The sequence below is a fragment of the Micromonospora sp. WMMC415 genome, from assembly GCF_009707425.1.
Classification (GTDB): domain Bacteria; phylum Actinomycetota; class Actinomycetes; order Mycobacteriales; family Micromonosporaceae; genus Micromonospora.
This window is the reverse complement of record NZ_CP046104.1, coordinates 5,699,017-5,722,286: the sequence shown is the minus strand read 5'-3', so window position 1 is coordinate 5,722,286 and position 23,270 is coordinate 5,699,017. Positions and strand designations below refer to the sequence as shown.

Annotated in this window: 23 protein-coding genes and 1 pseudogene; 10 read left to right on the top strand and 14 right to left on the bottom strand. The window is 72.6% G+C overall.

Annotation, left to right across the window (positions count from 1 at the left end):
• Positions 1–8 precede the first annotated feature (8 nt).
• Positions 9–1,025 carry an RNA polymerase sigma factor SigB gene (sigB, locus tag GKC29_RS26810; RefSeq protein ID WP_370463284.1) on the bottom strand — a complete coding sequence of 339 codons (1,017 nt, stop codon included), beginning with the start codon at positions 1,023–1,025 and terminating at the stop codon, positions 9–11.
• 261 nt (positions 1,026–1,286) lie between these two features.
• Between sigB and GKC29_RS26805 the strand changes: the two genes are divergently transcribed.
• Positions 1,287–2,075: a sporulation protein gene (locus tag GKC29_RS26805; protein ID WP_155334361.1), complete on the top strand. Its 789-nt coding sequence runs from the start codon at positions 1,287–1,289 to the stop codon at positions 2,073–2,075.
• A gap of 90 nt (positions 2,076–2,165) precedes the next feature.
• Here GKC29_RS26805 and dtd read toward each other — a convergent pair whose 3' ends face one another.
• The gene (dtd, locus tag GKC29_RS26800) at positions 2,166–2,588 is read right to left on the bottom strand and encodes a D-aminoacyl-tRNA deacylase (RefSeq protein ID WP_155333452.1); all 423 of its coding nucleotides are present in this window, start codon (positions 2,586–2,588) and stop codon (positions 2,166–2,168) included.
• An 88-nt stretch (positions 2,589–2,676) separates the two neighbouring features.
• Complete coding sequence (locus GKC29_RS26795; RefSeq protein ID WP_155333451.1) at positions 2,677–4,161, bottom strand: methyltransferase; 1,485 nt, start codon at positions 4,159–4,161, stop codon at positions 2,677–2,679.
• A gap of 174 nt (positions 4,162–4,335) precedes the next feature.
• Here GKC29_RS26795 and GKC29_RS26790 point away from each other — a divergent pair, with 174 nt between their 5' ends.
• Positions 4,336–5,553 (top strand): S8 family peptidase, encoded by a 1,218-nt coding sequence (locus GKC29_RS26790; RefSeq protein WP_155333450.1) that lies wholly within the window; start codon positions 4,336–4,338, stop codon positions 5,551–5,553.
• A 98-nt stretch (positions 5,554–5,651) separates the two neighbouring features.
• On the opposite strand, the gene GKC29_RS26785 is transcribed toward GKC29_RS26790, so the two are convergent.
• Genes GKC29_RS26785 through GKC29_RS26775 form a run of 3 tightly spaced genes read right to left on the bottom strand, consistent with a single transcriptional unit; the run spans position 5,652 to position 9,369 of the window.
• On the bottom strand, positions 5,652–6,710 hold the full coding sequence (locus tag GKC29_RS26785; protein WP_155333449.1) for an ABC transporter ATP-binding protein: 1,059 nt from the start codon (positions 6,708–6,710) through the stop codon (positions 5,652–5,654).
• Positions 6,707–8,263, bottom strand: a complete 1,557-nt coding sequence (locus tag GKC29_RS26780; protein ID WP_155334360.1) for an iron ABC transporter permease — start codon at positions 8,261–8,263, stop codon at positions 6,707–6,709. Before GKC29_RS26780 ends, GKC29_RS26785 begins: the two co-directional genes overlap by 4 nt.
• 44 nt (positions 8,264–8,307) lie before the next feature.
• A complete protein-coding gene (locus GKC29_RS26775) occupies positions 8,308–9,369 on the bottom strand; it encodes an iron ABC transporter substrate-binding protein (RefSeq protein ID WP_230689118.1) in 1,062 nt (353 codons plus the stop codon).
• 311 nt (positions 9,370–9,680) lie between these two features.
• On the opposite strand from GKC29_RS26775, the gene GKC29_RS26765 reads away from it, so the two are divergent.
• The 3 genes from GKC29_RS26765 to GKC29_RS26755 all read left to right on the top strand — a co-directional run bounded on the left by GKC29_RS26765 (position 9,681) and on the right by GKC29_RS26755 (position 12,153).
• The gene (locus GKC29_RS26765; protein ID WP_155333447.1) at positions 9,681–10,148 is read left to right on the top strand and encodes a hypothetical protein; all 468 of its coding nucleotides are present in this window, start codon (positions 9,681–9,683) and stop codon (positions 10,146–10,148) included.
• Positions 10,149–10,232: 84 nt separating this feature from the next.
• Positions 10,233–10,817 (top strand): HhH-GPD-type base excision DNA repair protein, encoded by a 585-nt coding sequence (locus GKC29_RS26760; protein ID WP_155333446.1) that lies wholly within the window; start codon positions 10,233–10,235, stop codon positions 10,815–10,817.
• A gap of 97 nt (positions 10,818–10,914) precedes the next feature.
• Positions 10,915–12,153 (top strand): low temperature requirement protein A, encoded by a 1,239-nt coding sequence (locus tag GKC29_RS26755; protein WP_155333445.1) that lies wholly within the window; start codon positions 10,915–10,917, stop codon positions 12,151–12,153.
• Positions 12,154–12,169: 16 nt separating this feature from the next.
• Here GKC29_RS26755 and GKC29_RS26750 read toward each other — a convergent pair whose 3' ends face one another.
• Positions 12,170–12,478, bottom strand: a complete 309-nt coding sequence (locus GKC29_RS26750; RefSeq protein ID WP_155333444.1) for a hypothetical protein — start codon at positions 12,476–12,478, stop codon at positions 12,170–12,172.
• 13 nt (positions 12,479–12,491) lie between these two features.
• Positions 12,492–12,779: a hypothetical protein gene (locus GKC29_RS26745; RefSeq protein ID WP_230688834.1), complete on the bottom strand. Its 288-nt coding sequence runs from the start codon at positions 12,777–12,779 to the stop codon at positions 12,492–12,494.
• Positions 12,780–12,884: 105 nt separating this feature from the next.
• On the opposite strand from GKC29_RS26745, the gene GKC29_RS26740 reads away from it, so the two are divergent.
• Positions 12,885–13,241 (top strand): DUF3099 domain-containing protein, encoded by a 357-nt coding sequence (locus tag GKC29_RS26740; RefSeq protein WP_155333442.1) that lies wholly within the window; start codon positions 12,885–12,887, stop codon positions 13,239–13,241.
• A 111-nt stretch (positions 13,242–13,352) separates the two neighbouring features.
• On the opposite strand, the gene GKC29_RS26735 is transcribed toward GKC29_RS26740, so the two are convergent.
• Together GKC29_RS26735 and GKC29_RS26730 are read right to left on the bottom strand one after the other, a co-directional pair.
• Positions 13,353–14,249, bottom strand: coding sequence for a carbohydrate kinase family protein (locus GKC29_RS26735; protein ID WP_155333441.1), 897 nt, complete (start codon positions 14,247–14,249; stop codon positions 13,353–13,355).
• Positions 14,246–15,166, bottom strand: a pseudogene (locus tag GKC29_RS26730) (pseudouridine-5'-phosphate glycosidase). The gene GKC29_RS26735 and the pseudogene GKC29_RS26730 overlap by 4 nt, the downstream one beginning before the upstream one ends.
• An 83-nt stretch (positions 15,167–15,249) precedes the next feature.
• On the opposite strand from GKC29_RS26730, the gene GKC29_RS26725 reads away from it, so the two are divergent.
• The 3 genes from GKC29_RS26725 to GKC29_RS26715 all read left to right on the top strand — a co-directional run bounded on the left by GKC29_RS26725 (position 15,250) and on the right by GKC29_RS26715 (position 18,073).
• Positions 15,250–15,474 (top strand): DUF3039 domain-containing protein, encoded by a 225-nt coding sequence (locus tag GKC29_RS26725; RefSeq protein ID WP_196255745.1) that lies wholly within the window; start codon positions 15,250–15,252, stop codon positions 15,472–15,474.
• Positions 15,475–15,514: 40 nt separating this feature from the next.
• A complete protein-coding gene (locus tag GKC29_RS26720) occupies positions 15,515–16,156 on the top strand; it encodes a trimeric intracellular cation channel family protein (protein WP_155333439.1) in 642 nt (213 codons plus the stop codon).
• Between the two features lie 183 nt (positions 16,157–16,339).
• Positions 16,340–18,073 carry a DEAD/DEAH box helicase gene (locus GKC29_RS26715; protein ID WP_155333438.1) on the top strand — a complete coding sequence of 578 codons (1,734 nt, stop codon included), beginning with the start codon at positions 16,340–16,342 and terminating at the stop codon, positions 18,071–18,073.
• A 131-nt stretch (positions 18,074–18,204) separates the two neighbouring features.
• On the opposite strand, the gene GKC29_RS26710 is transcribed toward GKC29_RS26715, so the two are convergent.
• The 3 genes from GKC29_RS26710 to GKC29_RS26700 form a co-directional block, all read right to left on the bottom strand.
• Positions 18,205–18,438 carry a hypothetical protein gene (locus tag GKC29_RS26710; protein ID WP_155333437.1) on the bottom strand — a complete coding sequence of 78 codons (234 nt, stop codon included), beginning with the start codon at positions 18,436–18,438 and terminating at the stop codon, positions 18,205–18,207.
• Positions 18,439–18,682: 244 nt separating this feature from the next.
• Positions 18,683–20,290 carry an RNA polymerase sigma factor gene (locus GKC29_RS26705; RefSeq protein WP_155333436.1) on the bottom strand — a complete coding sequence of 536 codons (1,608 nt, stop codon included), beginning with the start codon at positions 20,288–20,290 and terminating at the stop codon, positions 18,683–18,685.
• A 798-nt stretch (positions 20,291–21,088) separates the two neighbouring features.
• Positions 21,089–21,397, bottom strand: a complete 309-nt coding sequence (locus GKC29_RS26700; RefSeq protein WP_155333435.1) for a hypothetical protein — start codon at positions 21,395–21,397, stop codon at positions 21,089–21,091.
• 284 nt (positions 21,398–21,681) lie between these two features.
• Here GKC29_RS26700 and GKC29_RS26695 point away from each other — a divergent pair, with 284 nt between their 5' ends.
• Complete coding sequence (locus GKC29_RS26695; protein WP_155333434.1) at positions 21,682–22,500, top strand: inositol monophosphatase family protein; 819 nt, start codon at positions 21,682–21,684, stop codon at positions 22,498–22,500.
• Positions 22,501–22,537: 37 nt separating this feature from the next.
• On the opposite strand, the gene GKC29_RS26690 is transcribed toward GKC29_RS26695, so the two are convergent.
• The gene (locus GKC29_RS26690; RefSeq protein WP_196255744.1) at positions 22,538–23,047 is read right to left on the bottom strand and encodes a LytR C-terminal domain-containing protein; all 510 of its coding nucleotides are present in this window, start codon (positions 23,045–23,047) and stop codon (positions 22,538–22,540) included.
• Positions 23,048–23,270 lie beyond the last annotated feature (223 nt).

Here is a 23,270-nt window from a genome sequence, read left to right as displayed (position 1 = left end):
GACGCGCGTCAGCAGGCGTACGCCTCCAGCCGCTGCGCCCGCTCCGGGGCGCGCAGCTTGAGCAGCGTCACCTTCTCGATCTGCCGGATCCGCTCGCGGGACAGGCCGAACTCCTTCCCGACCTCGTCCAGGGTGCGCTGCCGGCCGTCGTCCAGCCCGAACCGGAGCCGGATCACCGCCTGCTCACGCTGCGAGAGGGTGGCGAGCACGATGCTCACCTCCTGGCGCAGCTCGCCGTGTGCGGCCGCCTCGTCCGGGCCGGCCGCCGGGTCCACCGCCGCGACGAAGTCACCGAGTGCGCTCTCGCCGTCCTCGCCGACCGCCTGGTCGAGGCTCACCGGCTCGCGGTCGTACGAGATCAGCTCGATCACCTGGAACTCGGGCACGTCCAGCGCCCGCGCCACCTCGGCCACGGTGGGCTCCCGGCCCAGCGCGACGGCCAGCTCTCGGCGGGCCCGCACCATCCGGTTGACCTGCTCGACCATGTGCACCGGGATGCGGATGGTGCGGGCCTGGTCGGCCATGGCGCGGGTGATGGCCTGGCGGATCCACCAGGTGGCGTAGGTGGAGAACTTGTAGCCCTTGGTGTAGTCGAACTTCTCGACCGCGCGGATCAGGCCGAGGTTGCCCTCCTGGATCAGGTCGAGGAAGGCCATGCCGCGGCCCGTGTACCGCTTGGCGATGCTCACGACGAGGCGCAGGTTCGCCTCCAGGAGGTGGTCCTTGGCGGCCCGCCCCTCGGCGGCGACGAGTTCCAGGTCGGCCCGCAGCCCGGCCGAGACGGGCGTGCACGTGGCGAGCTTCTCCTCGGCGAAGAGCCCGGCCTCGATGCGACGGGCCAGCTCGACCTCCTGGGCGGCGGTCAGCAGCTTGGTCTTGCCGATGCCGTTGAGGTATGCCCGGACCAGGTCCGTGGAGACGCCACGCTCGTCGGTGGCGTCCAGGTCGGTCAGGGTCTCGGTGCCGTGGTCGGTCTCGATCGTGCCGGCCGGGCGCATCCGGTGCTCCATCATCTGCAGGGCCATCTTTCGTCTCTCCCCGTGTCCACGTCTGTGCCGTGTGATCCGGCCCGGTGGTGCCGGTTGACAAACAGCTTGGCGGGCGGGGCGTAAAACGGGAGTGAGGCGATCGGGGACCCGACAGGAATCCCACCGGGCGTGTCGTCGACGGGTGACCCTTGCCGGGCCCGGTTACCGTGCCAGCGACCGGCCGGAGCGGCCGGCTGCCGGCACCGGGCCAGTAGGGGCGACCGCCGGCGAACCTCGGCACAGGTGATGGAGGGCGTCGTGGTCTTCAAGCGGCTCATGCAGGCGATGGGTGTCGGTGGTCCCTCGGTGGAAACCGTCCTGGCGAACCCGAACTGCCGCCCCGGCGGCCAACTGGAGGGCACCGTCCACGTCGCGGGCGGCGACCACCCGGTCGACGTCACGTACGTGGCGTTGGGCCTGGTCACCCGCGTCGAGGTGGAGAGCGGTGACAACGACTACGAGACCACGCAGGAGTTCCACCGCCAGCACGCCACCGGCGCGTTCCGGCTGGAGGCCGGGCAGCGGTACGACATTCCGTTCCGCTTCGACGTGCCCTGGGAGACCCCGCTGACCGAGCTGTACGGCCAGCACCTGCACGGCATGACGATGGGCCTGCGTACGGAGCTGGAGGTGGCCCGCGCGGTCGACAAGGGCGACCTGGACGCGGTGGCCGTGCACCCGCTCCCGTCGCAGGAGCGGATCCTGGACGCCTTCCTCCGGCTGGGCTTCCGCTTCGCCCGCGCCGACGTCGAGCGCGGCCACATCTACGGCGTACGGCAGACGCTGCCGTTCTACCAGGAGATCGAGTTCTACCCGGCGCCCCAGTACGCGAACGCCATCAAGCAGTTGGAGGTCACCTTCGTGACCGACCCGCAGCAGATCCAGGTCGTCCTGGAGCTCGACAAGCGGGGTGGCCTGTTCACCGAGGGGCGGGACACCTTCGGCCGCTTCACGGTCGACCACGCGACGGCCGACCGCACCGACTGGACCGCCCAGCTCGACGCCTGGCTCCGTCAGTCCCTTCAGCGCCGCGGCCTGTTCTTCTGAGCTCAGTCCTCGTCGATCATGAAGTTGGCGGATTCCACGAGGGGCAAGATCCCCGCTAACTTCATGATCAACGGATGTTGGGCGGGGTTGTCAGAGATCCAAAAGGACCGTGCGGGGACCGACGTTGACGCTCTCGACCAGCATGTGGGTGCGGAAGCGGCCGGTCTCCACTTTGGCGCCGCGGGCCCGCAGCGCCTCGACGACCTCCGTGACCAGCGGTTCCGCCACCTCCGCCGGGGCGGCCGCCGTCCAGCTCGGTCGCCGGCCCTTGCGGGCGTCGCCGTAGAGGGTGAACTGGCTGACCACCAGGATCGGCGCGCCGGTGTCGGCGGCGGACCGCTCGTCGTCCAGGATGCGCAGCTCGTGCACCTTGCGGGCCATGGTCTGCGCGATCTGCGGAGTGTCGGCGTGGGTGACGCCCAGCAGTACCAGCAGCCCGTCGTCGATCGCGCCGACCACCTCGCCGTCGACCGTCACGCTGGCCCGGCCGACCGTCTGCACCACCGCCCGCATCAGCCGGCCCTCCCGGCCCCGGCCCTCCCGGCCCCGGCCGGCCCGGCCGCGACCCGGCCACGCCCGGTCGGCCCTGCCGCCGCCGGCATCAGGCGTCCACCGGCTCGATGAAGCCCCGCTCGACCAGGTGGGCCACGATCGGGCCGGCCGCCTCGGCCAGCTCCTCGGGAGCCACGTCGTGCGCGGCGGCGAGCAGGGCCAGCTGGTCGCGCAGCGGCAGTCGCCCGTCCGCCCCGCCGACCAGGGCCAGGACGAGGGGGTCGATCTCCTCGGTCCAGCGCAGGCCGTGCGGCATCGCGAGCACCTGCCGGTCGACGGCCCAGCCCTCGTCGCCCATGGTCGCCTCCTGCCGCAGCTGGAGGCCGTCGGCGGCCCGGTAGCGCGACGCGAGCAGCTCGTCGGTCCCGCGTACGCGGAGCCAGTCCTGGCGGTCGAACCACGTCGCCACGCGGTCGCCGAGCGGCGCCTCCACCCGCTGGCGCAGGTCCTCGACACGGACGACCGGGGCGTCGTGGCCGGCGCGGCGCAGCGACACGATGCCGAAGCCGATCGCCTCGACCTTGTGCGCGTCGAACCAGTCCAGCCACTCGGCCATCCGCCGCGGGTCGGCCGCCTCGCCGACGTCGGTGAGCCAGAGGTTGACGTACGCCATCGGGTCGGCGACCTCACGCTGGATCACCCAGGCGTCCAGCCCGGTGCCGGCGAACCATCCGGTGACCCGCTCGGCCCAGTCCTCGCCGGCCACGTGCACCCAGTTGGCCAGGTACTGCATGGTGCCGCCCTCGGTGAGCAGGCCCGGCGCGGCGGCGGCCAGTTCGGCGCCGATCGCGTCCCCGACCCGGCCGGAGTCGCGGTAGACGTGCGTGGTGGTGCCGGGGCCGACGACGAACGGCGGGTTGCTGACCACCAGGTCGAAGCGGCGGCCGGCGACCGGGGCCACCATGTCGCCGCGCAGCAGCTCCCAGTCCTGGCCGTTGAGGGCGGCGGTGGTGGCGGCGAAACGCAGGGCGCGCTCGGAGACGTCGGTGGCGGTGACCCTCCCGGCGTGGGTCGACAGGTGCAGGGCCTGGACGCCGGAGCCGGTCCCCAGGTCCAGCGCGGTCTCCACCGGCCGCCGGACGGTCGCGCCGATCAGCGTCTGGGTGGCGCCGCCGATGCCGAGCACGTGCTCGGCGTGCAGGGGGCGGCCGGGCCGGGCGCTCGCCGGGACGTCGGCGAGCACCCACCAGTCGTCCCCGTACGGCTCCAGGTCCAGGCCCATCCGTAGCCCGTCACCGTGCCGTTCGACCAGGCCGCCGGCGAGCGCCTCCTCGATCGGCAGGGGCGCGAGCGCGGCGGCGACGGCGGCCCCCGGCTCGGTCTGTTCGCAGATGAAGACCCGGATCAGGGTGGCGAGCGGGTCGCCGTCCTCGGTGGCGCGCAGCGCGGCGCGGAAGTCGTTGCGGGCCACCCCGCCGGTGGCCTGCGCGCCGAGTCGGGCGGCGATGCCGTTCGACGTGAAGGTGGCCCGGGTGAGCGCGGTCCGCAGCGCCGCCACTCCGCTGGGGGAGAGCAGCATGTCGTGTTCGTCCACGTCGTCATCCTGCCTCGCGCGCCGGGCCGGGACCGCGCCACCCGCCGGACCCGCCTTCAATTGATGAACATGCGAGTGACGTACATCTATGCAATGGCTAGCATGACCAGCACTGACCGTCGATGGCACGCCGCCCCGGCCACGAGCCCGGCGTGCCGAGCAGGGAGGCAGACGATGCCAGCAGGGTTCGTTCCACGGCGCCTCACCCGGGCGTTCGCCGTCACCGCCACCGCCGTGGCCGTCGCGGCGGCCGTCACCACCCCGGCGCAGGCGGCGCCGACCGGCGAGATCCGGGGCGCGGGCGCCCCGACCGCCATCAGCGGGAGCTACCTGGTCGTCCTCGAGGGGGACACGGTGGGCACCGCCGGGTCCGCCACCGCCCGCACGGCCGTGCCGGACCGGGCCGCGACGCTGGTGAAACGGTACGGAGGCAGCGTCCGCGACGTGTACAGCGCGGCGCTGACCGGCTTCAGCGCGACGATGACCGCCGGCCAGGCGCGCCGGCTGGCCGCCGACCCGGCCGTCGCGTACGTCGAGCAGGACAAGGTGCTCACCGCCACCGCGACGCAGTCCAACCCGCCCTGGGGTCTGGACCGCATCGACCAGCGCAACCTGCCGCTGAGCCGCAGCTTCACCTACCCGAACACCGCCTCCAACGTCCGGGCGTACATCATCGACACCGGCATCCGCACGACGCACACGCAGTTCGGCGGCCGGGCCACCTGGGGCACCAACACGGTCGACAGCAACAACACCGACTGCAACGGGCACGGCACCCACGTCGCCGGTACGGTCGGCGGCTCGACGTACGGCGTCGCCAAGCAGGTCCGGCTCGTCGCGGTGAAGGTGCTGAACTGCTCCGGCAGCGGCACCATCACCGGCGTCGTCAACGGGGTCAACTGGGTGACCGCCAACGCCGTGAAGCCGGCGGTGGCCAACATGAGCCTCGGCGGCGGTGCCAGCAGCGCCCTCGACAACGCGGTGGCCAACTCCGTCGCCTCCGGCATCACGTACGCGGTGGCCGCCGGCAACTCCAGCGCGAACGCCTGCAACTACTCGCCGGCCCGTACCCCGTCGGCGCTCACCGTCGGGTCCACCACCAGCAGCGACGCCCGTTCGTCGTTCTCCAACTACGGATCCTGCCTGGACATCTTCGCGCCCGGGTCGAGCATCCTGTCCGCGTACCGGACCAGCGACACCGCGACCGCCACGCTGAGCGGCACCTCGATGGCCGCACCGCACGTGGCCGGCGCCGCCGCCCTCGTGCTCTCGGCCAACCCGTCGTGGAGCCCGTCGCAGGTCGGCAGCTACCTGACCAGCAACGCCACCACCGGCAAGGTCACCAGCCCGGGTTCGGGCTCGCCGAACCGCCTCCTCTTCGTGGTGAACTGACCCGCTTCGTGGTGAACTGACCCGCCGGCACACCGGGTGGGCCGCCTGCGGCCCGCCCGGTGTGCGCCACGCCACGCCGCGTCGTCGCCGCGCCGCGGTCAGGCCGCGGTCAGGGTGCGGGGCGACGGGGTTCGGGACGGGAAGGCGCGGGCGGTGCCCTCCACGGTCACCCCGACCTCGGCGCCGATCGGGACCGCCGGGCCGCCGTCCAGGATCCGGGCGGTGACCCGGGTGCCGTCGGCGAGCCGCAGGCCGACCAGCGCGTCGTGCCCGTGGAAGTCGTGCCGCAGCACGGTCGCGGTGACCGGGCCGGGGCGGCTGGTGACGCGCACCTGCTCGGGGCGGACCAGAACGGTCACCGGGCCGGCCGGTGCGGCGCCGGCGACGGGCACCACACCCAGGGGCGTACGGGCGCTGCCGTCCTCGACGACCGCCGGCAGCAGGACGGCGTCGCCGACGAAGCCCGCCACCCACTCGTCGGCGGGTTCCCGGTACACGGTTGTCGGCGTCCCGGCCTGCACCACCCGACCGGTGCGCAGCACCACCACCCGGTCGGCCACCGACAGGGCCTCGCCCTGGTCGTGGGTGACCAGTACCCCGGTCGCGCCGTCGGCGCGCAGCGCCTCCCGCACGTCGTGGCGCAGCCCGGCCCGCAGCCCGGCGTCCAGGGCGCTGAACGGCTCGTCCAGCAGCACCACGGAGGGGCGGGGCGCGAGCGCCCGGGCTACCGCGACCCGCTGCTGCTGCCCGCCGGAGAGTTGGTGCGGCATCCGGTCGCCGTAGCCGGCGAGACCCACCAGAGCCAGCACCTCCTCGACCCGGTCGCCCCGGCGGGCCGCGCGGTCCAGCCCGTACGCCACGTTGTCGGCGACGCTGAGGTGCGGGAAGAGAGCGCCCTCCTGCGGTACGACGGCGATGCGGCGGCGGTGCGCGGGGACGTGCCGGCCGGCCCCGGCGACCGGGGTGCCGTCGATGCGGATCTCGCCGCCGTCCAGCCGCTCGAACCCGGCGAGGCAGCGCAGCAGCGTCGTCTTGCCGCAGCCGGACGGCCCCAGCACGGCGGTGAGCAGCCCGGACGGCACGGTGAGGTCCACTCCGGCCAGCGCGGTGACCGCGCCGTACCGCTTGACCACACCGGCCAGCACGACCTCGCTCATCCGTGGTCCTCCTTGTCCAGCAGACCGCTGCGGGCGACCAGCAGCCACGTGGGTAGCGCGGAGATCGCCACCAGCAGCGCCGCGTACGGGGCCGCTGCCGCGTACGCCCCGACGGACGTCGCGGTCCACAGTTCGGTGGCGAGCGTGTCCGTCCCGGTCGGGCGCAGCAGCAGGGTGGCGGGAAGCTCCTTCATGCCGGTCAGGAAGACCAGCGCCGCGCCCGCCCCGATGCCGGGCAGGGTCAGCGGCAGGGTGACCGTCCGCAGCACGGTCAGCGGGCCCCGGCCGAGGGAGCGGGCGACCTCCTCCAGCCCGGGCGGGGACTGGGCGGCGGCTGCGGCGACCGCGCCGACCGCGAGGGGCAGGAAGAGCGTCGCGTACGCCAGCGCCAGCAGCCACCGGGTCTGGTACAGCGGGTACGCGACGGCGATGCCGAAGAAGATCAGCGACAGCCCGATCACCACGCCGGGCAGGGCGTGGGCGAGGTACGCGAGCCGGTCGAGGACGGTGGTCAGCACGCCGGGCGCCCGGGCGACGAGCAGCCCCAGCGGCAGGGCCAGCAGCATGGTGAGCGCCGCGCCCGCGAGGGAGACGGTGAGCGAGTTGCCGGCGGCGACCGCGACCTCGGTGAGGGCGCCCGGGCGGGACACCCCGGTGACCAGGCGCTGCGCCAGGCTGACCGCGGGCACGCCGAGGGCGAGTGCGGCCACGCCGAGCAACGCCGCCAGGGCCGGCCAGCGGACCGCGCCGAGCCGCAGGCGGGCCGGTGGGCGGCGGGCGCCGCCGAGGCGCGCGTACCGGGCGCCCCGGCGGCGGGTCGCCGTCTCGGCGGCGAGCAGGAGCACGGTCAGGGCCACGAGCACGCTGGAGAGCACCAGGGCGCCGGTGCGGTCGAAGCCCAGGTCGAACGCGATGAAGATGGCCCGGGTGAAGGTGTCCGCCCGCAGGATCGACACGGCGCCGAAGTCGGAGAGCACGTACAGGGCCACCAGCAGCCCGCCGGCGGCGGTGGCCGGGCGGATCTGCCGCAGGGTCACGGCGGTGAACGTCTGCCAGCCGGATCGGCCCAGCGACCGGGACACCTCCTCCTGCGCCGGGTCCGCGCCGCGCAGCGCGGCCGCGACCGGCAGGAAGACGTACGGGTACGAACAGAGCGTCAGCACCAGCGCCGCCGGCCAGAAGCCCTCCAGCCCGTCGACCGTGGAGACCCAGGCGAACGCCGCGATGTAGGTGGGGACGGCCAGCGGCAGCGCGGCCAGCACGGCGAAGGTCCGCCGGCCGGGCAGGTCGGTGCGGGTGACCAGGAAGGCGGCGCCGACGCCGAGTACCACGCAGGCGGCGGTGACCACGGCCGCCAAGCCGAGGCTGCGGAGGGCGAGCAGCGCGACCCGTTCGGTCCACAGCTCGGCGGCGAGCCGGTCGAGCCCCGCCTCGGCGGTGCGGACCGCGAGGTAGACCAGGGGAAGCAGGGCCGCGGCCACCGCCGCGGTCGAGGCCGCGAGCAGCGCCGGGCGCGGGGCCAGCCGGCGTGCCTTCCCGCGTACGCGGGACAGGGCCGGCCCGTCGAGGACCGGCCCTGCGGTGGTCGTCGGACTGGTCAGGGCACCAGCCCCGATTCGGTGATCATGGCGACGGTGGCCTCGAGCGTGTCGAGGTCGTTCAGGTCGATGGCCGGTACCTTCAGGTCGGCCAGCGGCGGCACGTACGCCGGGCCCGGGACGCCGGTCACCACCGGATACTCGAAGGTCTCCTCGGCGAAGTACTGCTGGGCCTCCGCGCCGAGCAGGTAGTCGACGAACGCCTTGGCGTCGGCGTCCTCGGTGGAGCGCTTGAGCACCCCGACGCCGGCCACGTTCACCAGCGCGCCGGTGTCGCCGCCGGGGAAGAAGTGCAGCTTGGCCTTCATCGCCTCCGGGGTGGTGCCCTGCTCCTTGGCGATCTCGCCCAGGTAGTAGTGGTTGACCAGGCCGACCGCCACCTTGCCGTCGTTGACCTCTTCGACGATCTTGATGTTGTTGTCCCGGATCTGCGGTTCGTTGGCCTTGAGGCCGGCCAGGAAGTCCTTCGCCTTCTGGTCGCCGTGCTGCACCCGGATCGCGGTGACGAAGGCCTGGAACGAGGCGTTGGTCGGAGCGATCGCGACCTTGCCCTTCCACGTCGGGCCGGTCAGGTCGAAGACGGACGTCGGGAGCTGATCGGTCGTGACCTGGTCGGCGTTGTAGACGAGCACGCGGGAGCGGGCGCTCACGCCGACCCACTGGCCGCTGCGCGCCCGGTACGCCTCGGCGACCTTGCCGGTGGCCGCCTCCGGCAGCGTGGCGAACATGCCCTTCTTGGCCACCGTGCCGAGCGCGCCGGCGTCCTGCGCCAGGAACACGTCGGCGGGGGACTTGTCGCCCTCCTCGACGAGCTGCGCCGCGAGCTGGGCGGTGGTGGCGTACCGGGTCTGGACCTTGATGCCGGTCTGCTGGCTGAACTTGTCCAGCAGCGGCTTGATCAGCTGCTCGTTGCGGCCGCTGTAGACCGTGATGACCTTGTCGTTCGGCTTGCCGGGATCGGCGGCGTCGTCCTCACCGGACCCGCAGGCGACCAGGCCGACGGCGAGCAGCCCGGCCGCGACGAGCGTCGTGGTGGACCGGCGGAACGTTGCGGACACGATGCGGACCCTCCAGGGAGTCGACGGACGACGGCAGGCGCGACCGGGGTGAAGTTAGCACAGGCTAACCTCATCGTGAATCGGAGTGCCGGTTGGATCACGCATCGCCGTAACGGCCGGTGGGTCGGGATGCCCGAGGGCCCGGTCGAGGGGCAGGATGGAGAGCATGACGCTCGCGCTGCCCATCGAACCGGAGGCCAACGCGCTGCTGCGGCGCAGCCCGCTGGCGCTGCTCGTCGGCATGGTTCTCGACCAGCAGGTGCGTTAACCATGGAGAGGCCCCACCCCAGCTCAACGGGCGTCTGGCCAGACCGGTGAGCGATGACTACATCCGCCTGGTTCCCACGGAACCGAACTGGCAGCCGGATCCCGAAGCCGCAGCCGCCCTCGTCGCCTACGTGGCGAGCCTGTTCTCCGGGCCCGGTGACGCTGTCGACGAGGTGAAACAGACCTTCTACGACCGAGTGACCTTGATAGACGCCGGCATGTACATGGAGCGGATCACGTGCCCGCGCTGCGCCGGAGTCATCAGCATGGATTGGCTCGGTGACCTCGTCCGCGAGAACGGCATGGGTTTCGACCACCTGGACGTGGCAGTGCCTTGCTGCGGTGCCGTCGTGGGGCTGAACACCTTGCATTACGAGGAGCCGATTGGCTTCGCTCGCTTCGAGGTGAGCGCCTTGAACGCGACTAGGGCGGGATACGAACTCGACCCCAACGAACTGGCCCGCGCGGCCGACCTTCTGGGTCACCCGGTCGCGCAGATCCTCGCACACTACTAGCCATCAATCGTCTGCCTCCCCGCTGACAAGGCATCACGCGCCGTCCGGCAAGGATGTGCCCGGAGCTGCCCGATCGACGGCAGGATGGTCCCCATGACGCTGTCACTGCCCATCGATCCCGAGGCCAACGAATTTATCAATCGGAATCAGCTGGCTCTCGTCCTCGGGCTCGTGCTCGATCAACAAGTCTCGATGGAGAAGGCGTTCTCCTCGCCGTACGTGCTCGCCCAGCGCCTCGGGCACGAGCCGGACGCCGCCGAGCTGGCCGGGTACGACCCCGAGGCCCTGGTCGCCCTCTTCGCGACCCCACCGGCGCTGCACCGCTTCCCCAAGGCGATGGCGGCCCGGGTGCAGGAGGTGTGCCAGGTCCTCGTCGACCGGTACGACGGCGACGCCGCCCGGCTGTGGAACGGGGTCGCCGACGGCCGTGAGCTGCTGCGCCGCGTCGCCGACCTGCCGGGGTTCGGCAAGCAGAAGGCGCAGATCTTCGTCGCCCTGCTCGGCAAGCGGTTCGGGGTCACGCCGGAGGGCTGGCGCGAGGCGGCCGGCGGCTACGGGGACACCGACGCGTACCGGTCCGTCGCCGACGTCACCGACGCGGAGTCGCTGCGCCGGGTCCGGGAGTACAAGCAGCAGATGAAGGCGGCCGCGAAGGCGGCGAAGGCCTGACGCCACCGACCTGCACCGCGCGGGGGCAGCTGGCTCCGTCGGAGTGACGCGGTCGGGACGACGCAACGGGGCTCCGGCCCGGCTCGTTGAAGCCCAGGTGGACGGAGCGAGGGCGGAACGCGGCGCGGCGTTGCTCCGGCCGGCGGTCAGCTCACCCCGGGCCACCTTCCTGGAGCTCTTCTTCGACCTGGCTCTCGTCTTCGCGCTGACCCGGGTGTCACAGCGGCTCGTCGACGACGTCACCGGTCGGCAGCCGGGTGACGGCCTCCTGGAGACGCTGCTGCTCTTCCTGGCGGTCTGGCTGGTCTGGAACCTCACCACCTGGGTGACCAGCCGCTATGAGCCGGAGCGGACGGCCATCCAGGCGGTCGTGGTCGGCACCATGTTCGGCAGCCTGGTCATGGCCGTGGCGCTGCCCCGGGCCTTCGAGGAGCGGGCGGTGCCGTTCGTGGCCGCGTACCTGGCGGTCATGATCGGCCGGCCGCTGGTCATCGCCGCCGCGCTGCGCGGGCATCCGCGCCGGCAGGTGCCGCTGCGGCTCGCCGGCTGGGCGGCGGTGGGCGGGGTGCCCTGGCTCGCCGGCGCGCTCGGCCCGGACGAGCTGCGGATGCCGCTGTGGCTACTCGCCCTGACGATCGACTATCTGGGCCTGACGCTGGGCTGGCCGCTCCCGCGGCTGGGCGCCGCCCGCCCGTCCGGCTGGCGGATCGAGGGCGAGCACCTCGCGGAGCGCTACCAGCAGATGTTTCTCATCGCGCTCGGCGAGACGATCCTGGTGATCGGCATGACGTACAGCGGGCCCGACTTCGACGACGATCGGGCCCTCGCCTTCGCGCTCGCGTTCATCACCACGGCGCTGCTCTGGCGGATCTACTTCCACCGGGCCGGCCACCTGTTCGCCGAAGCCCTGCGCGCGGCCCGCGAGCCGGGTCCGCTGGGCACCTCCGCCACCCAGACCCACCTGTTCATCGTCGCGGCGGTGCTGGCCACGGGCATCGGCTACGAGCTGGTGATCGACCACCCGTTCGATCCGCTGGAGCCGGTGTGGCTGCTCTTCGTGGTCGGCGGCCCGGTGCTCTTCCTGATCGCCCGGGCCCGCTTCGAGTACGAGATCTTCGGCCGCGTCTCCCGGCCCCGGGTCGTGGCGGTGGTGGTCCTGGCGCTGGCCGTCCCGCCGCTCACCCAGGCGCCCCCGATGGCGGCGCTGGCGCTGGTCGTGGTGGTGCTCTCCGGGGTCGCGGTCGCCGACGTGCTGCGCGGCCGGGGGCGGCCGCCCGAGCGGCCCGCCTCCCCACTGGGGCGCCGGACCTCCCGCGGTGGCACCTTTCCCGCCTGACGAGGGGCGGGACGGATCAGGCGGCCGTCGGCCGGGAGAGGGCGGCGAGCGCGCGCCGGACGTCGGCGAGGGAGACCGTCGCCGAGTCGTCCAGGTCGGCCAGGCCGGCCTCGATCCACTGCCGCATGAGCGTGGTCACCCCGATGCCCCGCGCGTCCGCGGCGGCGCGAACCCGCTCGTACGTCTCCAGGGGCAGCCGGACCGACCGGCTCACCATCGGGCCGTCGGTGTCCGGGGTGGGCAGCTCCGCGGGCTGGCTCTCGTCGATCAGGTCGGCAAGAGCGTCGCCGCCGTGGAACCGCTTGACCGCCTCGTCACGGTTCATGCTGACCGCCTCCTCATCGGCGCTCTCTCCGCACGGCCTCGTCGTAACGCTTGGCCTCCACGTCGGTCAGCTCGCGGGCGGAGAGGATGTCCCAGTCGTTGTCGGTGCCGTCGGCCTCGGCGAGCAGCACGGCCAGCCGGCGCCCCCGACGGGCGGAGGCGTAGACGACCATCACGTCGTCGCCCAGGTGGCGGATGACCCGCCGACCGCTGTGCAGCGCCTCCCAGACTTCCCCCGGCGTGACGTCGTAGACCCTCAGGTTTGCCAGCGCCTCGTCGGTGAAGCTGAACCTGCTGCCCACGGCGCGAGCGTACCACGGTCGTAACACGACCTGGTCTGCGTCGAATCTCGCTGATCACGCCTGCGGAGTGACAGGATGGGGCGTAACCCCTCGAGGAGGTCCGCGGTGAAGCATCAGGCGTACCAGCCGATCCTGATCACCGACGCCTCGCGCAGTCAGGACGACCAGCTCAACAGCCGGCAGAAGCGGTACGTGCTGATGATGGGCGTCCGGGTCGCGTGCGTGATCGTCGGCGCGATCCTGGTCGGCGCGCAGGCCCCACTGCTCTGGCTCTGGCTGCCGCTGGTCGCCCTGGGCATGATCCTCATCCCCTGGCTCGCCGTGCTGCTCGCCAACGACCGGCCGCCCAAGGAACAGCACCGCCTGGCCGGCCGCTTCCAGCCGCGGCAGCGGGACGAGACCCCGCCGATGAGCCTGACCACCGAGGAGCAGCCCCACAAGGTCATCGACGCCGAGCCCTGATCCGCCCGGCTCGAACCCGCTCCGCCAGCCACTGATCGGTCGTCGGGACGACGGCCGCACCGGTCGGACAGTCCGGCAACGCCCGGGGTCCGCCGGAGCGGCCGGCGGCGGTCAGCGCGGCGGTCGGGCGCCCACCTGGCCGACCGCCGACGCGCCCAGGTCCCCGGCCCGGTGCAGCGCCGCCTCCGGCGGCGCTCCGGCCAGCCAGGCCGACAGCAGGCCGGCGGCGAAGGCGTCACCCGCCCCCGTCGGGTCGACCACCGCCATTCGGCGGGCCGGCGCCACCGCGATCGCGGCGTCCCGATCCACCCACACCGCACCAGCCGCGCCACGCTTCACCACGACCCGACGCGCCGACGCGGACAGCACCCGCCCCTGCGCCGCCGGGTCCAGGCCACCGGCCAGCACGGTCGCCTCCTCGGCGTTGACCAGCAGCAGGTCGACCCCGCGTACCCAGGTCAGGAAGGCCGCCGCGCCCACCCGCCGCAGCGGGGCCGCGGAGGCCGCGTCGACGCTGACCGTGAGGCCCCGCTCGCGGGCCGCGGCGAACGCGCGCAGCCCGGCCGGCCGCGACCCCGCGTCGAGGAGGGTGTAGCCGGACAGGTGCAGGTGGGCGGCGTCCGGCGCCGCGTCCAGCGCCGCCTCCACCGCTTCCGGGGTCAGCCGCAGGTTCGCCCCCCGCTCGGTGACCATGGTGCGGTCGTCCGCCGTGGCGAGCACGATGACCGTCCCGGTGGGGGCGTCCGGCACGCGCGAGACCGCGCAGTCGACGCCGCCGCGTTCCAGTTCGGCCACCCGGTCCCGGCCCGGCCCGTCGTCGCCGACCGCGCCCACCAGCGTCACCGGTACGCCCAGCGCCCCCAGCCAGGCGGCCGTGTTCGCCGCCTGGCCGCCGCCGGTGAACCGGATCGCCGCCGAGGTGTCCGACCCGGCCACCGGTGGCCCGGACAGCACCGCCACCACGTCGGTGATCAGGTCGCCGACGACGATGACGCGGGGTGCCGTCATGCCGGGCGGGACGCCGCGACCGCGATCCGGGCGGCGAGGTCGGCGTTGCGCAGGATGATGCGGACGTTGACCGCGAGGCTGGCGCCCTCGGTGGCCGAGTGGAAGTGCGCCAGCAGGAAGGGCGTCACCGCCTTCCCGGTCACGCCCGCACGCTCCAGCAACGTCAGCCCGTCGGCGAGGGTCCGGTCGTGCAGTGCCGGGTCCAACTACTCGTCGGCGGGCAGCGGGTTGGCCACGATCAACCCGCCGGTGCGCAGGCCGTGCTGGTCACGCGCGGCGAGCACGGCCGCCACCTGCTCGGGGGAGTCCACCGACCAGTCGAGGTCGAACCCGCCGTCGGTCAGGTAGAAGCCGGGGAATCGGCGGGTGCGGTAGCCGACCACACCCACACCCAGGGTCTCCAGGCGCTCCAGGGTGGCGCCCACGTCGAGGATCGACTTCACCCCCGCGCAGACGACGGCGATCGGCGTCCGGGCGAGGGTGGTCAGGTCGGCGGACTCGTCGAACGTCTGCGCGGCCTCCCGGTGCACCCCGCCGAGGCCGCCGGTGGCGAAGACCCGGATGCCGGCCGCCGCGGCCACCGCGCTGGTGGCGGCCACGGTCGTGGCGCCGTCCGCGCCGGTCGCGGCCGCCACGGCGAGATCGCGTACGGAGAGCTTCGCCACGCCGTCGACGGTGGCGAGCCGGGTCAGCTCCCCGTCGTCGAGGCCCACGACGAGTTGGCCGCCGACCATGCCGATGGTGGCCGGCACCGCCCCGGCGTCCCGGACGGCCTGCTCGATCTCGCGGGCCACCCGCAGGTTGTCGGGCCGGGGCAGGCCGTGCGAGACGATCGTGCTCTCCAGGGCCACCACCGGGCGGCCGGCGCGCAGGGCGTCGGCGACCTCGGCACCGTGTCGGATGTGAAAGTCGGTCACGACGTTCCACCGTACGACCTCGGCCGGTACGGCATGAAGTGGACCGGGCCCGGGGTGACCTGCCAGACTTGGCGGTTGGAGGTGTGGAAGTGAGCACACAGGTTCTCGAGCGTCCCGAGGTGAAGGACGCCGACACCGGTCCCGAGATGTTCCACTACGTGCGCAAGGAGAAGATCGCCGAGAGTGCCGTGATGGGCACCTTCGTCGTGGCGCTCTGCGGCGAGACGTTCCCGGTCACCAAGGCGGCCAAGCCCGGCTCGCCGGTGTGCCCGAAGTGCAAGGAGATCTACGACTCGTTCGCCCAGTGAACCGGGGCGGGCGGCGGTGCCGCCCGCGTAACCTGCGGCCGTGACCACCTCCACGGCCCTCCTGCTGGCCGACCTCACCGGGGTCGCGGTGTTCGCGGCCTCCGGTGCCTCGGCGGCGGTCGCCAAGCGGTTGGACCTCTTCGGTGTCGTCTTCGTCGGCTTCGTGGCCGCCCTCGGCGGCGGGATCTTCCGGGACCTGGTGATCGACGAGGTTCCGCCCCTGGCCTTCGCCGACTGGCGGTACGCGGCCACCGCCGCGGTCACCGCCGTCGCCGTCTTCTGGCTGCACCCCCAGCTCGCCAAGCTGCGCACCACCGTCCTGGTGCTGGACGCGGCCGGCCTGGGGCTGTTCACCGTCACCGGCACCCTGAAGGCGCTCGACGCGCAGGTGCCCGCGGTGGGCGCCTGCGTCATCGGCATGGTCACCGCGATCGGCGGCGGCCTCGGCCGGGACCTGCTGACCGCCGAGATCCCCGTGGTGCTGCGCCGCGAGATCTACGCGGTCGCCGCGCTCGTCGGCGCCGTCCTCGTCGTCCTGCTGCACTGGCTCGGCCATGCCGACACGATCGGGCTCACCGTGGCCGCGGTCCTGGTCTTCCTGATCCGCCTGGTCTCCCTGCGCCGTCGCTGGTCCGCCCCGATCGCCACGCTCCGCCCACCCCGGACGGGAGCCCCAGGCTGACCCGCCCCGCCGTGGGGCCGGCGGGGCCGGTGTGACCCGTGCTGTGTCGAGTGGGGTCCCGGGGCTCCCGCGGTTATGCTGAGTCGGCCTTCGCGGCACCTTCTGCGCGGAGGCGTTTTCATGGGCGGCGGCACCCGTGGCCCTCGGCCGGTGCCCGCCTCAGGCGGTCGGAGAGGAGCTCGCGTGGCAGCCCGGACGCCGGCGCTCGAGACGTTCCCGGCCCTGCGCGCGTGGCAGCGCAAGGCTCTCGTGGAGTACCTGCGCCGCCGTGACCCCGACTTCACGGCGGTCGCCACCCCGGGCGCCGGGAAGACCACCTTCGCCCTGCGGATCGCCGCCGAACTGCTCGCCGACGGCACCGTCGAGGCGGTCACCGTGGTCGCCCCCACCGAGCACCTCAAGACCCAGTGGGCGCAGGCGGCGGCCCGGGTCGGCGTCCAACTCGACGCCGCCTTCCGCAACGCCGACCTGCACTCGTCCGCCGACTTCCACGGTGCCGTGGTCACGTACGCCCAGGTCGGCATGGCGCCGCAGGTGCACCGGCGGCGCACGATGACGCGCCGCACCCTGGTCATCCTCGACGAGATCCACCACGCCGGGGACTCGCGCACCTGGGGCGACGGCGTGAAGGCCGCCTTCGAAGGGGCCGAGCGCCGGCTGATGCTGACCGGCACTCCGTTCCGCTCCGACGACAACCCGATCCCGTTCGTCAGCTACGAGCGGGGCGGGGACGGCCTGCTGCGCTCCCGCGCCGACGCGGTGTACGGCTACGCCGACGCGCTGCGCGACGGCGTCGTGCGGCCGGTGCTCTTCCTGGCCTACTCCGGTGAGACCCGCTGGCGCACGAACGCCGGCGAGGAACTGGCCGCCCGGCTCGGCGAGCCGATGACGCAGGACCTGATCGCGCAGGCCTGGCGGACCGCGCTCGACCCGGCCGGTGACTGGATGCCCCAGGTGCTGCGGGCCGCCGACGCCCGGCTGACCGTGCTGCGCAACGCCGGCATGCCGGACGCGGGCGGCCTGGTCATCGCCAGCGACCAGCAGGCCGCCCGGTCGTACGCCAAGCTCCTCGAGCAGGTGACCGGTGAGAAGGCCGCCGTGGTGCTCTCCGACGACGTGGGCGCCTCGGCCCGGATCGCGACGTTCGCGGCGTCCGACCAGCGGTGGCTGGTGGCGGTCCGGATGGTCTCCGAGGGCGTCGACATCCCCCGCCTCGCGGTCGGCGTGTACGCGACCAGCGCCAGCACGCCGCTCTACTTCGCCCAGGCCGTCGGCCGGTTCGTCCGGGCCCGCCGGTCCGGGGAGACCGCGTCGGTGTTCCTGCCCAGCGTGCCGCACCTGCTGGGGCTGGCCAGCGAGATGGAGGCCGAACGGGACCACGTGCTCGGCAAGCCGAAGGACCGGGAGGGTTTCGACGACGACCTGCTGGAGCGTGCCCAGCGCGACGACCAGGCCAGCGGCGAGCTCGAAAAGCGGTTCGCGGCGCTGTCCGCGACCGCCGAACTCGACCAGGTGATCTTCGACGGGGCGTCGTTCGGAACCGCGGCCCAGGCCGGTACCCCGGAGGAGGAGGAGTACCTGGGCCTGCCGGGCCTGCTCACCGCCGACCAGGTGGCCATGCTGCTGACCAAGCGGCAGGCCGAGCAACTCGCCGCGCAGCGACGCCGAGCCGCCGAACGGCCCGCTGAAACGTCCGCTGCGGCCACCGCCGCCCCGCCGGCACCGATGAGCGCGGCGCAGCGGCGCGTGGCCCTGCGGCGGCAGCTGAACGCCCTCGTGGCGGCCCGACACCACCGCACCGGACAGCCGCACGGCAAGATCCATGCCGAGCTGCGCCGCATCTGCGGCGGCCCGCCCAGCGCCCAGGCGACGATCGAGCAGCTCGAGGAACGCATCGCGACGGTGCAGACCCTCTGACCCGGTTCGGGCGCAGCCGCGTCCCCCCGCCCGCCGTGCGCCGGCTGTCCGGTCGACGCGGGCCGCAGGACACGAAAAGACCGGCCGGGCCCCTCCAGGGGCCCGGCCGGTCTTATGTCGGAATTACGGACTCAGTTCGCCATCAGATCGGCGCCACGCCAGCTGAACTCCGGGTCCGTCGCGTACCGCACGGTGATCTTCACGAGATCCTCGGCGTACTTGTTCGCGTGGTGCCCACAGAACACCAACTCGCTCCCACCAGCCAGAGTGACGCGGAGCTTGCCGGCAGCATTGCAGCGGTCGCACCGTTCATCGGCGGCCGGGGGGCTCACCGTCTCGGGCGGCGGCGTGAGGGTCGGGGTCATCGCCTTCCTCCTCTGGTCGTCACCGATGAACACTCTCTTCGGTCGTTGCTCACCTATCGTGCAACACCCTTGTCGGGCCTCGCCTTCCCTGTGTGCCCGCGGGGGACCGAGGTCACACATGGCTCCGACAGCGTGCCATGCACCAAGGGTGCCACGTCAACGATCACATTCGTGCAACCAAACGATCACCATGCGGCGTTGCACGCCAAGTGTTCAAAACGACACGTTCAGTTGACGGCTCCGGTCAGTCCAGGTAATCCCGGAGGACCTGCGAACGCGACGGGTGGCGCAGCTTGGACATCGTCTTGGACTCGATCTGCCGGATGCGCTCCCGGGTCACCCCGTAGACCTGACCGATCTCGTCCAGCGTCCGCGGCTGGCCGTCGGTCAGGCCGAAGCGCAGGCGCACCACGCCCGCCTCACGCTCGGACAACGTCTGCAGCACCTGCTGGAGCTGATCCTGCAGGAGCGAGAACGAGACGGCGTCGACCGCGACCACGGCCTCCGAGTCCTCGATGAAGTCGCCGAGCTGGCTGTCGCCCTCGTCGCCGATCGTCTGGTCCAGCGAGATGGGCTCCCGGGCGTACTGCTGGATCTCCAGCACCTTCTCCGGTGTGATGTCCATCTCCTTCGCCAGCTCCTCCGGAGTGGGCTCGCGGCCCAGGTCCTGGAGAAGCTCGCGCTGGATCCGGCCCAGCTTGTTGATCACCTCGACCATGTGCACCGGGATGCGGATGGTGCGGGCCTGGTCGGCCATGGCGCGGGTGATGGCCTGGCGGATCCACCAGGTGGCGTAGGTGGAGAACTTGTAGCCCTTGGTGTAGTCGAACTTCTCGACCGCGCGGATCAGGCCGAGGTTGCCCTCCTGGATCAGGTCGAGGAAGGCCATGCCGCGGCCCGTGTACCGCTTCGCGAGCGACACCACCAGGCGCAGGTTGGCCTCGAGGAGGTGGTTCTTCGCGCGCTCACCGTCCCGCGAGATCCACAGCAGGTCGCGCTGCATCTCGCGGTTGAGCTTCTCCTCGCCCTCGTCGGCGGCGCGCAGCCGCTCGGCCGCGTAGAGGCCGGCCTCGATCCGCTTGGCGAGCTCGACCTCCTGCTCCGCGTTGAGCAGCGGGACCTTACCGATCTGCTTCAGGTACGCCCGGACGGAGTCGGCGGACGCCGTCAGCTCGGCGTCGCGGCGCGCCTGCTTGAGCGCCTCGGACTCCTCGTCGTCCCATTCGAAGTCGTTGTCGTTGGCGGAGTTGGCCGCGTCGGTCTCGGCGGCCTGGGTCAGCTCGGCCGGCTCGTCGACGACGACGTCCTCGATCTCGGCGGCCAGTTCCTCCGGATCGATCTCGCCCTCGGCGTCGGTCTCGCCCTTGGCCTTGGTGGCGGCCTTCGCCGGGCCGGCCTCGGCCACCGTCGCCTTGGTGGCCCGGGTGGCCTTCCTGGCCGGCGCCGCCGCCTTGGCGGCCACCTCGGCGGTGGTGCCGGTGGCCTTGCGGGCGGTGGCCTTCCGCGGTGCCGGGGCCGGGGCCTCGTCGGCGGCGGGCGCCTGCTTCGGCGCGGGAGCGGCGGCCTTCTTCGTGGTCTTGGCGGTCGTCGCCCGGGACGCCGGGGTGGCCGAACGTGCGGCCGCCACCCGGCGGCGGGGTGCGGTGGTGGCCGAGCCGTCGACCACGACGGTCACTCCCGCCTCGGAGAGCGCCCGCAGGATCTTCTTGGCCTGGGCCGGAGTCACCTCGGCGGACTCGACGGTGCGCGCGAGCTGGGCCGACGTGAGCTGACCGCCGGCGCTCTGCGCGTGCGCGATCAGGGTGTCGGTGAGCGAGCGAACGTCGGCGCCGGTCTGGCGGGGTTCTGTCACGAATGACCTTCCGGAGGCGAAGAGCGAGCACGGCCGGGTCGTCCGGCGCGAGGCGGAGCGCTTGTGCCGGGCGATGTCGTTGAGGGACCCCCGTGTCCCGGGCCGGCCGGTCGCTGGCGGTCCGTGGCGCGTGGGCAGGGTGAATTGTAACGCCGTCCACGGCGATCATCCGGCGGCGCACGGTGTACCGGCCGCGAAAGTGGCCGATTCGGTGCAGACAGCGCGTGGGTAAGGATGCGATCCGCACATAAAGCGGAAATCCACCCCGAGGCGAGACGCCGCGCCAGGGACCCCGCACCCGGCGACGACCTGTCGACCCGCGTGGCCCACGCCGCCGCAGAGGTGGATCAGCGAGGCGACGAGCGGGCTCCGCCCCGGTGCGTGCGGTCCTGCCTTGCTGCCCGGTCCCGGATCGGCCCAGTCGCCGGGGACGGTCGGCGCGACCAACGTCACAGCCCGGCCGTAACGGCCGGCACGTGGACGACGCCTGCCGGGACAACAATCAGGGGCCGGTCTGTCGACTCCGGTGTCGCGCCGGAATCCTGCGGCACTTTCGCGCGAACGCTCTCCGCACGCGCATTTCGACACGCGCCGGACGCGGTGGGATCCCCGGTTTGGCAGGCGCGACTGTCGTCGGATATTCGTGACGATCGCACCGCGTCGACCGCCCTCATTTGGTGCGACGCGTCGGCGCGGCCACTATCGCCGTTCACGGAGCGGCCACGCCGAGTCAATGCGTCAGTTTGTTTGAAATTAGGTCGAGCAGACAGATTACCGAGCCTCAGTCGATGTAATCGTTCATGAGGGGGTTGCACCATTCAACGCCACCGCTGCCAGAGTGCAGGCCTTCCAGTGAATAACGGCGCGCGTGACGTTGTTGGGTTCGATGCTGAAGGTCGTCTCGCGTCCCGCGCCGTCCGGCAAGGTGTAACTGCCATACCTTGCGCCGCTCCAGTAAACCTTGATCCGAGTGCCGTCGCTGTACCGGTCCTTGACGGTGAAGGCGTTGCGCTGCGGAATGCAGCAGGTGTTGAACCACACCTCGCCGTAGATCTTCGTCTGGTTGCCGTACCCGTTCATTTCATCCCGGCTTTGAGTTGTGGTCACAAGTTCAGATTCGGTTGGTGCGAACGCGTCCGGCTGGTGCGCGGCCGGTGGTCACGGTGCGTGGAGGCGGGAGAAGTGGGGGCCGTGGACGATTGGCCGTGGCCGGTCCGCGTTGGCGCCGCCGCTGACAGGCACGCGCGCCCCCAGTCCCGTTGGCGTCGTCCGGCTCTCGCCGGACCAGTCTTCGGCCGCACCGTAGGATGAGCGACGCTGAGACGGCGGAGACGATTCCGTGCTGGTCCTCATCAATTCGCGCGCACCCGTGTGTGCGGGCAGGGGGAAGTTTGACTAGTTCAGTGCCGACACCGAAGGAACTGCTCACGATCGCCGTCGACGTGGCGCGGAATGCGGCGGACACCGCGTCCCGAATGCGCGCCGAGGGGGTGTCGGTCGCCGCGACCAAGACCACCGCCACCGACGTCGTCACCGCTGCCGACCGGGCGGTCGAGCGACAGGTCCTCGATGCGCTGGCCACGCTCCGTCCGCAGGACCAGGTGCTCGGCGAGGAGTACGGGGAAGGTGCGGCCGCCGAGGGAGGCAGTGGGGTGCGGTGGATCATCGATCCGATCGACGGCACCGTCAACTACCTGTACGGGCTCCGGCACAGCGCCGTGTCGCTGGCCGCCGAGGTGAACGGCACGGTGGTCGCCGGGGTGGTGCGCAACATCAGCACCGGTGAGGAGTGGACGGCGACGGTCGGCGGCGGCGCCTGGCGCGACGGTCGGCGGCTGCGCTGCTCAGCCGAGACCGAACTCGGCCAGACCCTGGTCGCCACCGGCTTCGGCTACGACCCGAAGCGCCGCGCCCACCAGGCCCGGGTGGTGGCGGAGCTGATCCCGCACGTCCGCGACATCCGCCGCCTCGGTGCGGCCGCCATCGACCTCTGCTTCGCCGCCGAGGGGCGGGTCGACGCGTACTACGAGAAGGGGCTTGCCGCCTGGGACCTCGCGGCCGGCGGTCTGGTGGCCACCGAGGCGGGGCTGCGGGTCGCCGGGCTGGGCGGCGCGGCGGCCGGGCCGGACATGGTCGTCGCCGCGCCACCGGCTCTCTTCGGGCCCCTGCACGACCGGCTGGCGGACCTCGACGCCGCCGGCGGCCCCTGACGCCGGCCGGCCGGCCTCGGCCGGCCGGTGCCGGAGCTCACTTCTGCTGCATCGGGCAGGAACCCGGCGGCGCCACCGGCGAGCCGAGGTCGCCCAGGGACTGGTTGACCTCGGTGGTGGTGGCCAGCTGCTGGAAGGCGCTGCCGAGCACCACGTCGACGGTGTCGTCCGTACGCTTCGGGTCGTACTCGGACTCGGCGTTGTCCAGGAAGTACGCGCGCAGCAGGTGCGCCGAACCGACACCCTTCGGGCCGTACCGCAGGACCGCGATGTCCTCGATCTGCTTCCCGGTGCCGGTCTTCTTGACCTGGAACTGCCGGTTGCGGAACTCGTCGGCGACCTTGTTGGCGAGGCCGGGCTGATCCGTGCCGTTGAGGACGTTGATCTTCACGTCCTTGCGCTCTCGCAGGGTCACGTCCGCGCGCGGCCAGCCCTCCGGGCAGCCGCCGCCGATGCCCGCCTCACTCTGCGTGTCACGTACCAGTGCGACGACCACGAAGACCAGCGCCAGCACCCCCAGCAGGCCGACCACTACGAGTGCTCGCACTCGCGCAAAGCTCATCAGGGCGCTCCCGGGCAGTGGGTGGTGGCGGCCGGCGGCGGGTCGGGCCACCGGGCCGGCCGTCGAGTACGCCGCTGAGGTTAACGGTTGTCCGGCCGTCGCGTGGAAACAGGCGGACATGCCGGCGCGCCGACCGGGAACCGGGTAGTACTACCCCTATCTTCGTGTCGCCTGAGTCACATTGGGAACAACTTGCCGTGCGGGGGCG

Coding starts and splice junctions, on each gene's coding strand:
- sigB (WP_370463284.1), bottom strand. CDS start 1,025: ATGGCCCTGCAGATGATGGAGCACCGGATGCGCCCGGCCGGCACGATC.
- dtd (WP_155333452.1), bottom strand. CDS start 2,588: ATGCGGGCGGTGGTGCAGACGGTCGGCCGGGCCAGCGTGACGGTCGAC.
- GKC29_RS26790 (WP_155333450.1), top strand. CDS start 4,336: ATGCCAGCAGGGTTCGTTCCACGGCGCCTCACCCGGGCGTTCGCCGTC.
- GKC29_RS26785 (WP_155333449.1), bottom strand. CDS start 6,710: ATGAGCGAGGTCGTGCTGGCCGGTGTGGTCAAGCGGTACGGCGCGGTC.
- GKC29_RS26760 (WP_155333446.1), top strand. CDS start 10,233: ATGGTCCCCATGACGCTGTCACTGCCCATCGATCCCGAGGCCAACGAA.
- GKC29_RS26750 (WP_155333444.1), bottom strand. CDS start 12,478: ATGAACCGTGACGAGGCGGTCAAGCGGTTCCACGGCGGCGACGCTCTT.
- GKC29_RS26735 (WP_155333441.1), bottom strand. CDS start 14,249: ATGACGGCACCCCGCGTCATCGTCGTCGGCGACCTGATCACCGACGTG.
- GKC29_RS26710 (WP_155333437.1), bottom strand. CDS start 18,438: ATGACCCCGACCCTCACGCCGCCGCCCGAGACGGTGAGCCCCCCGGCC.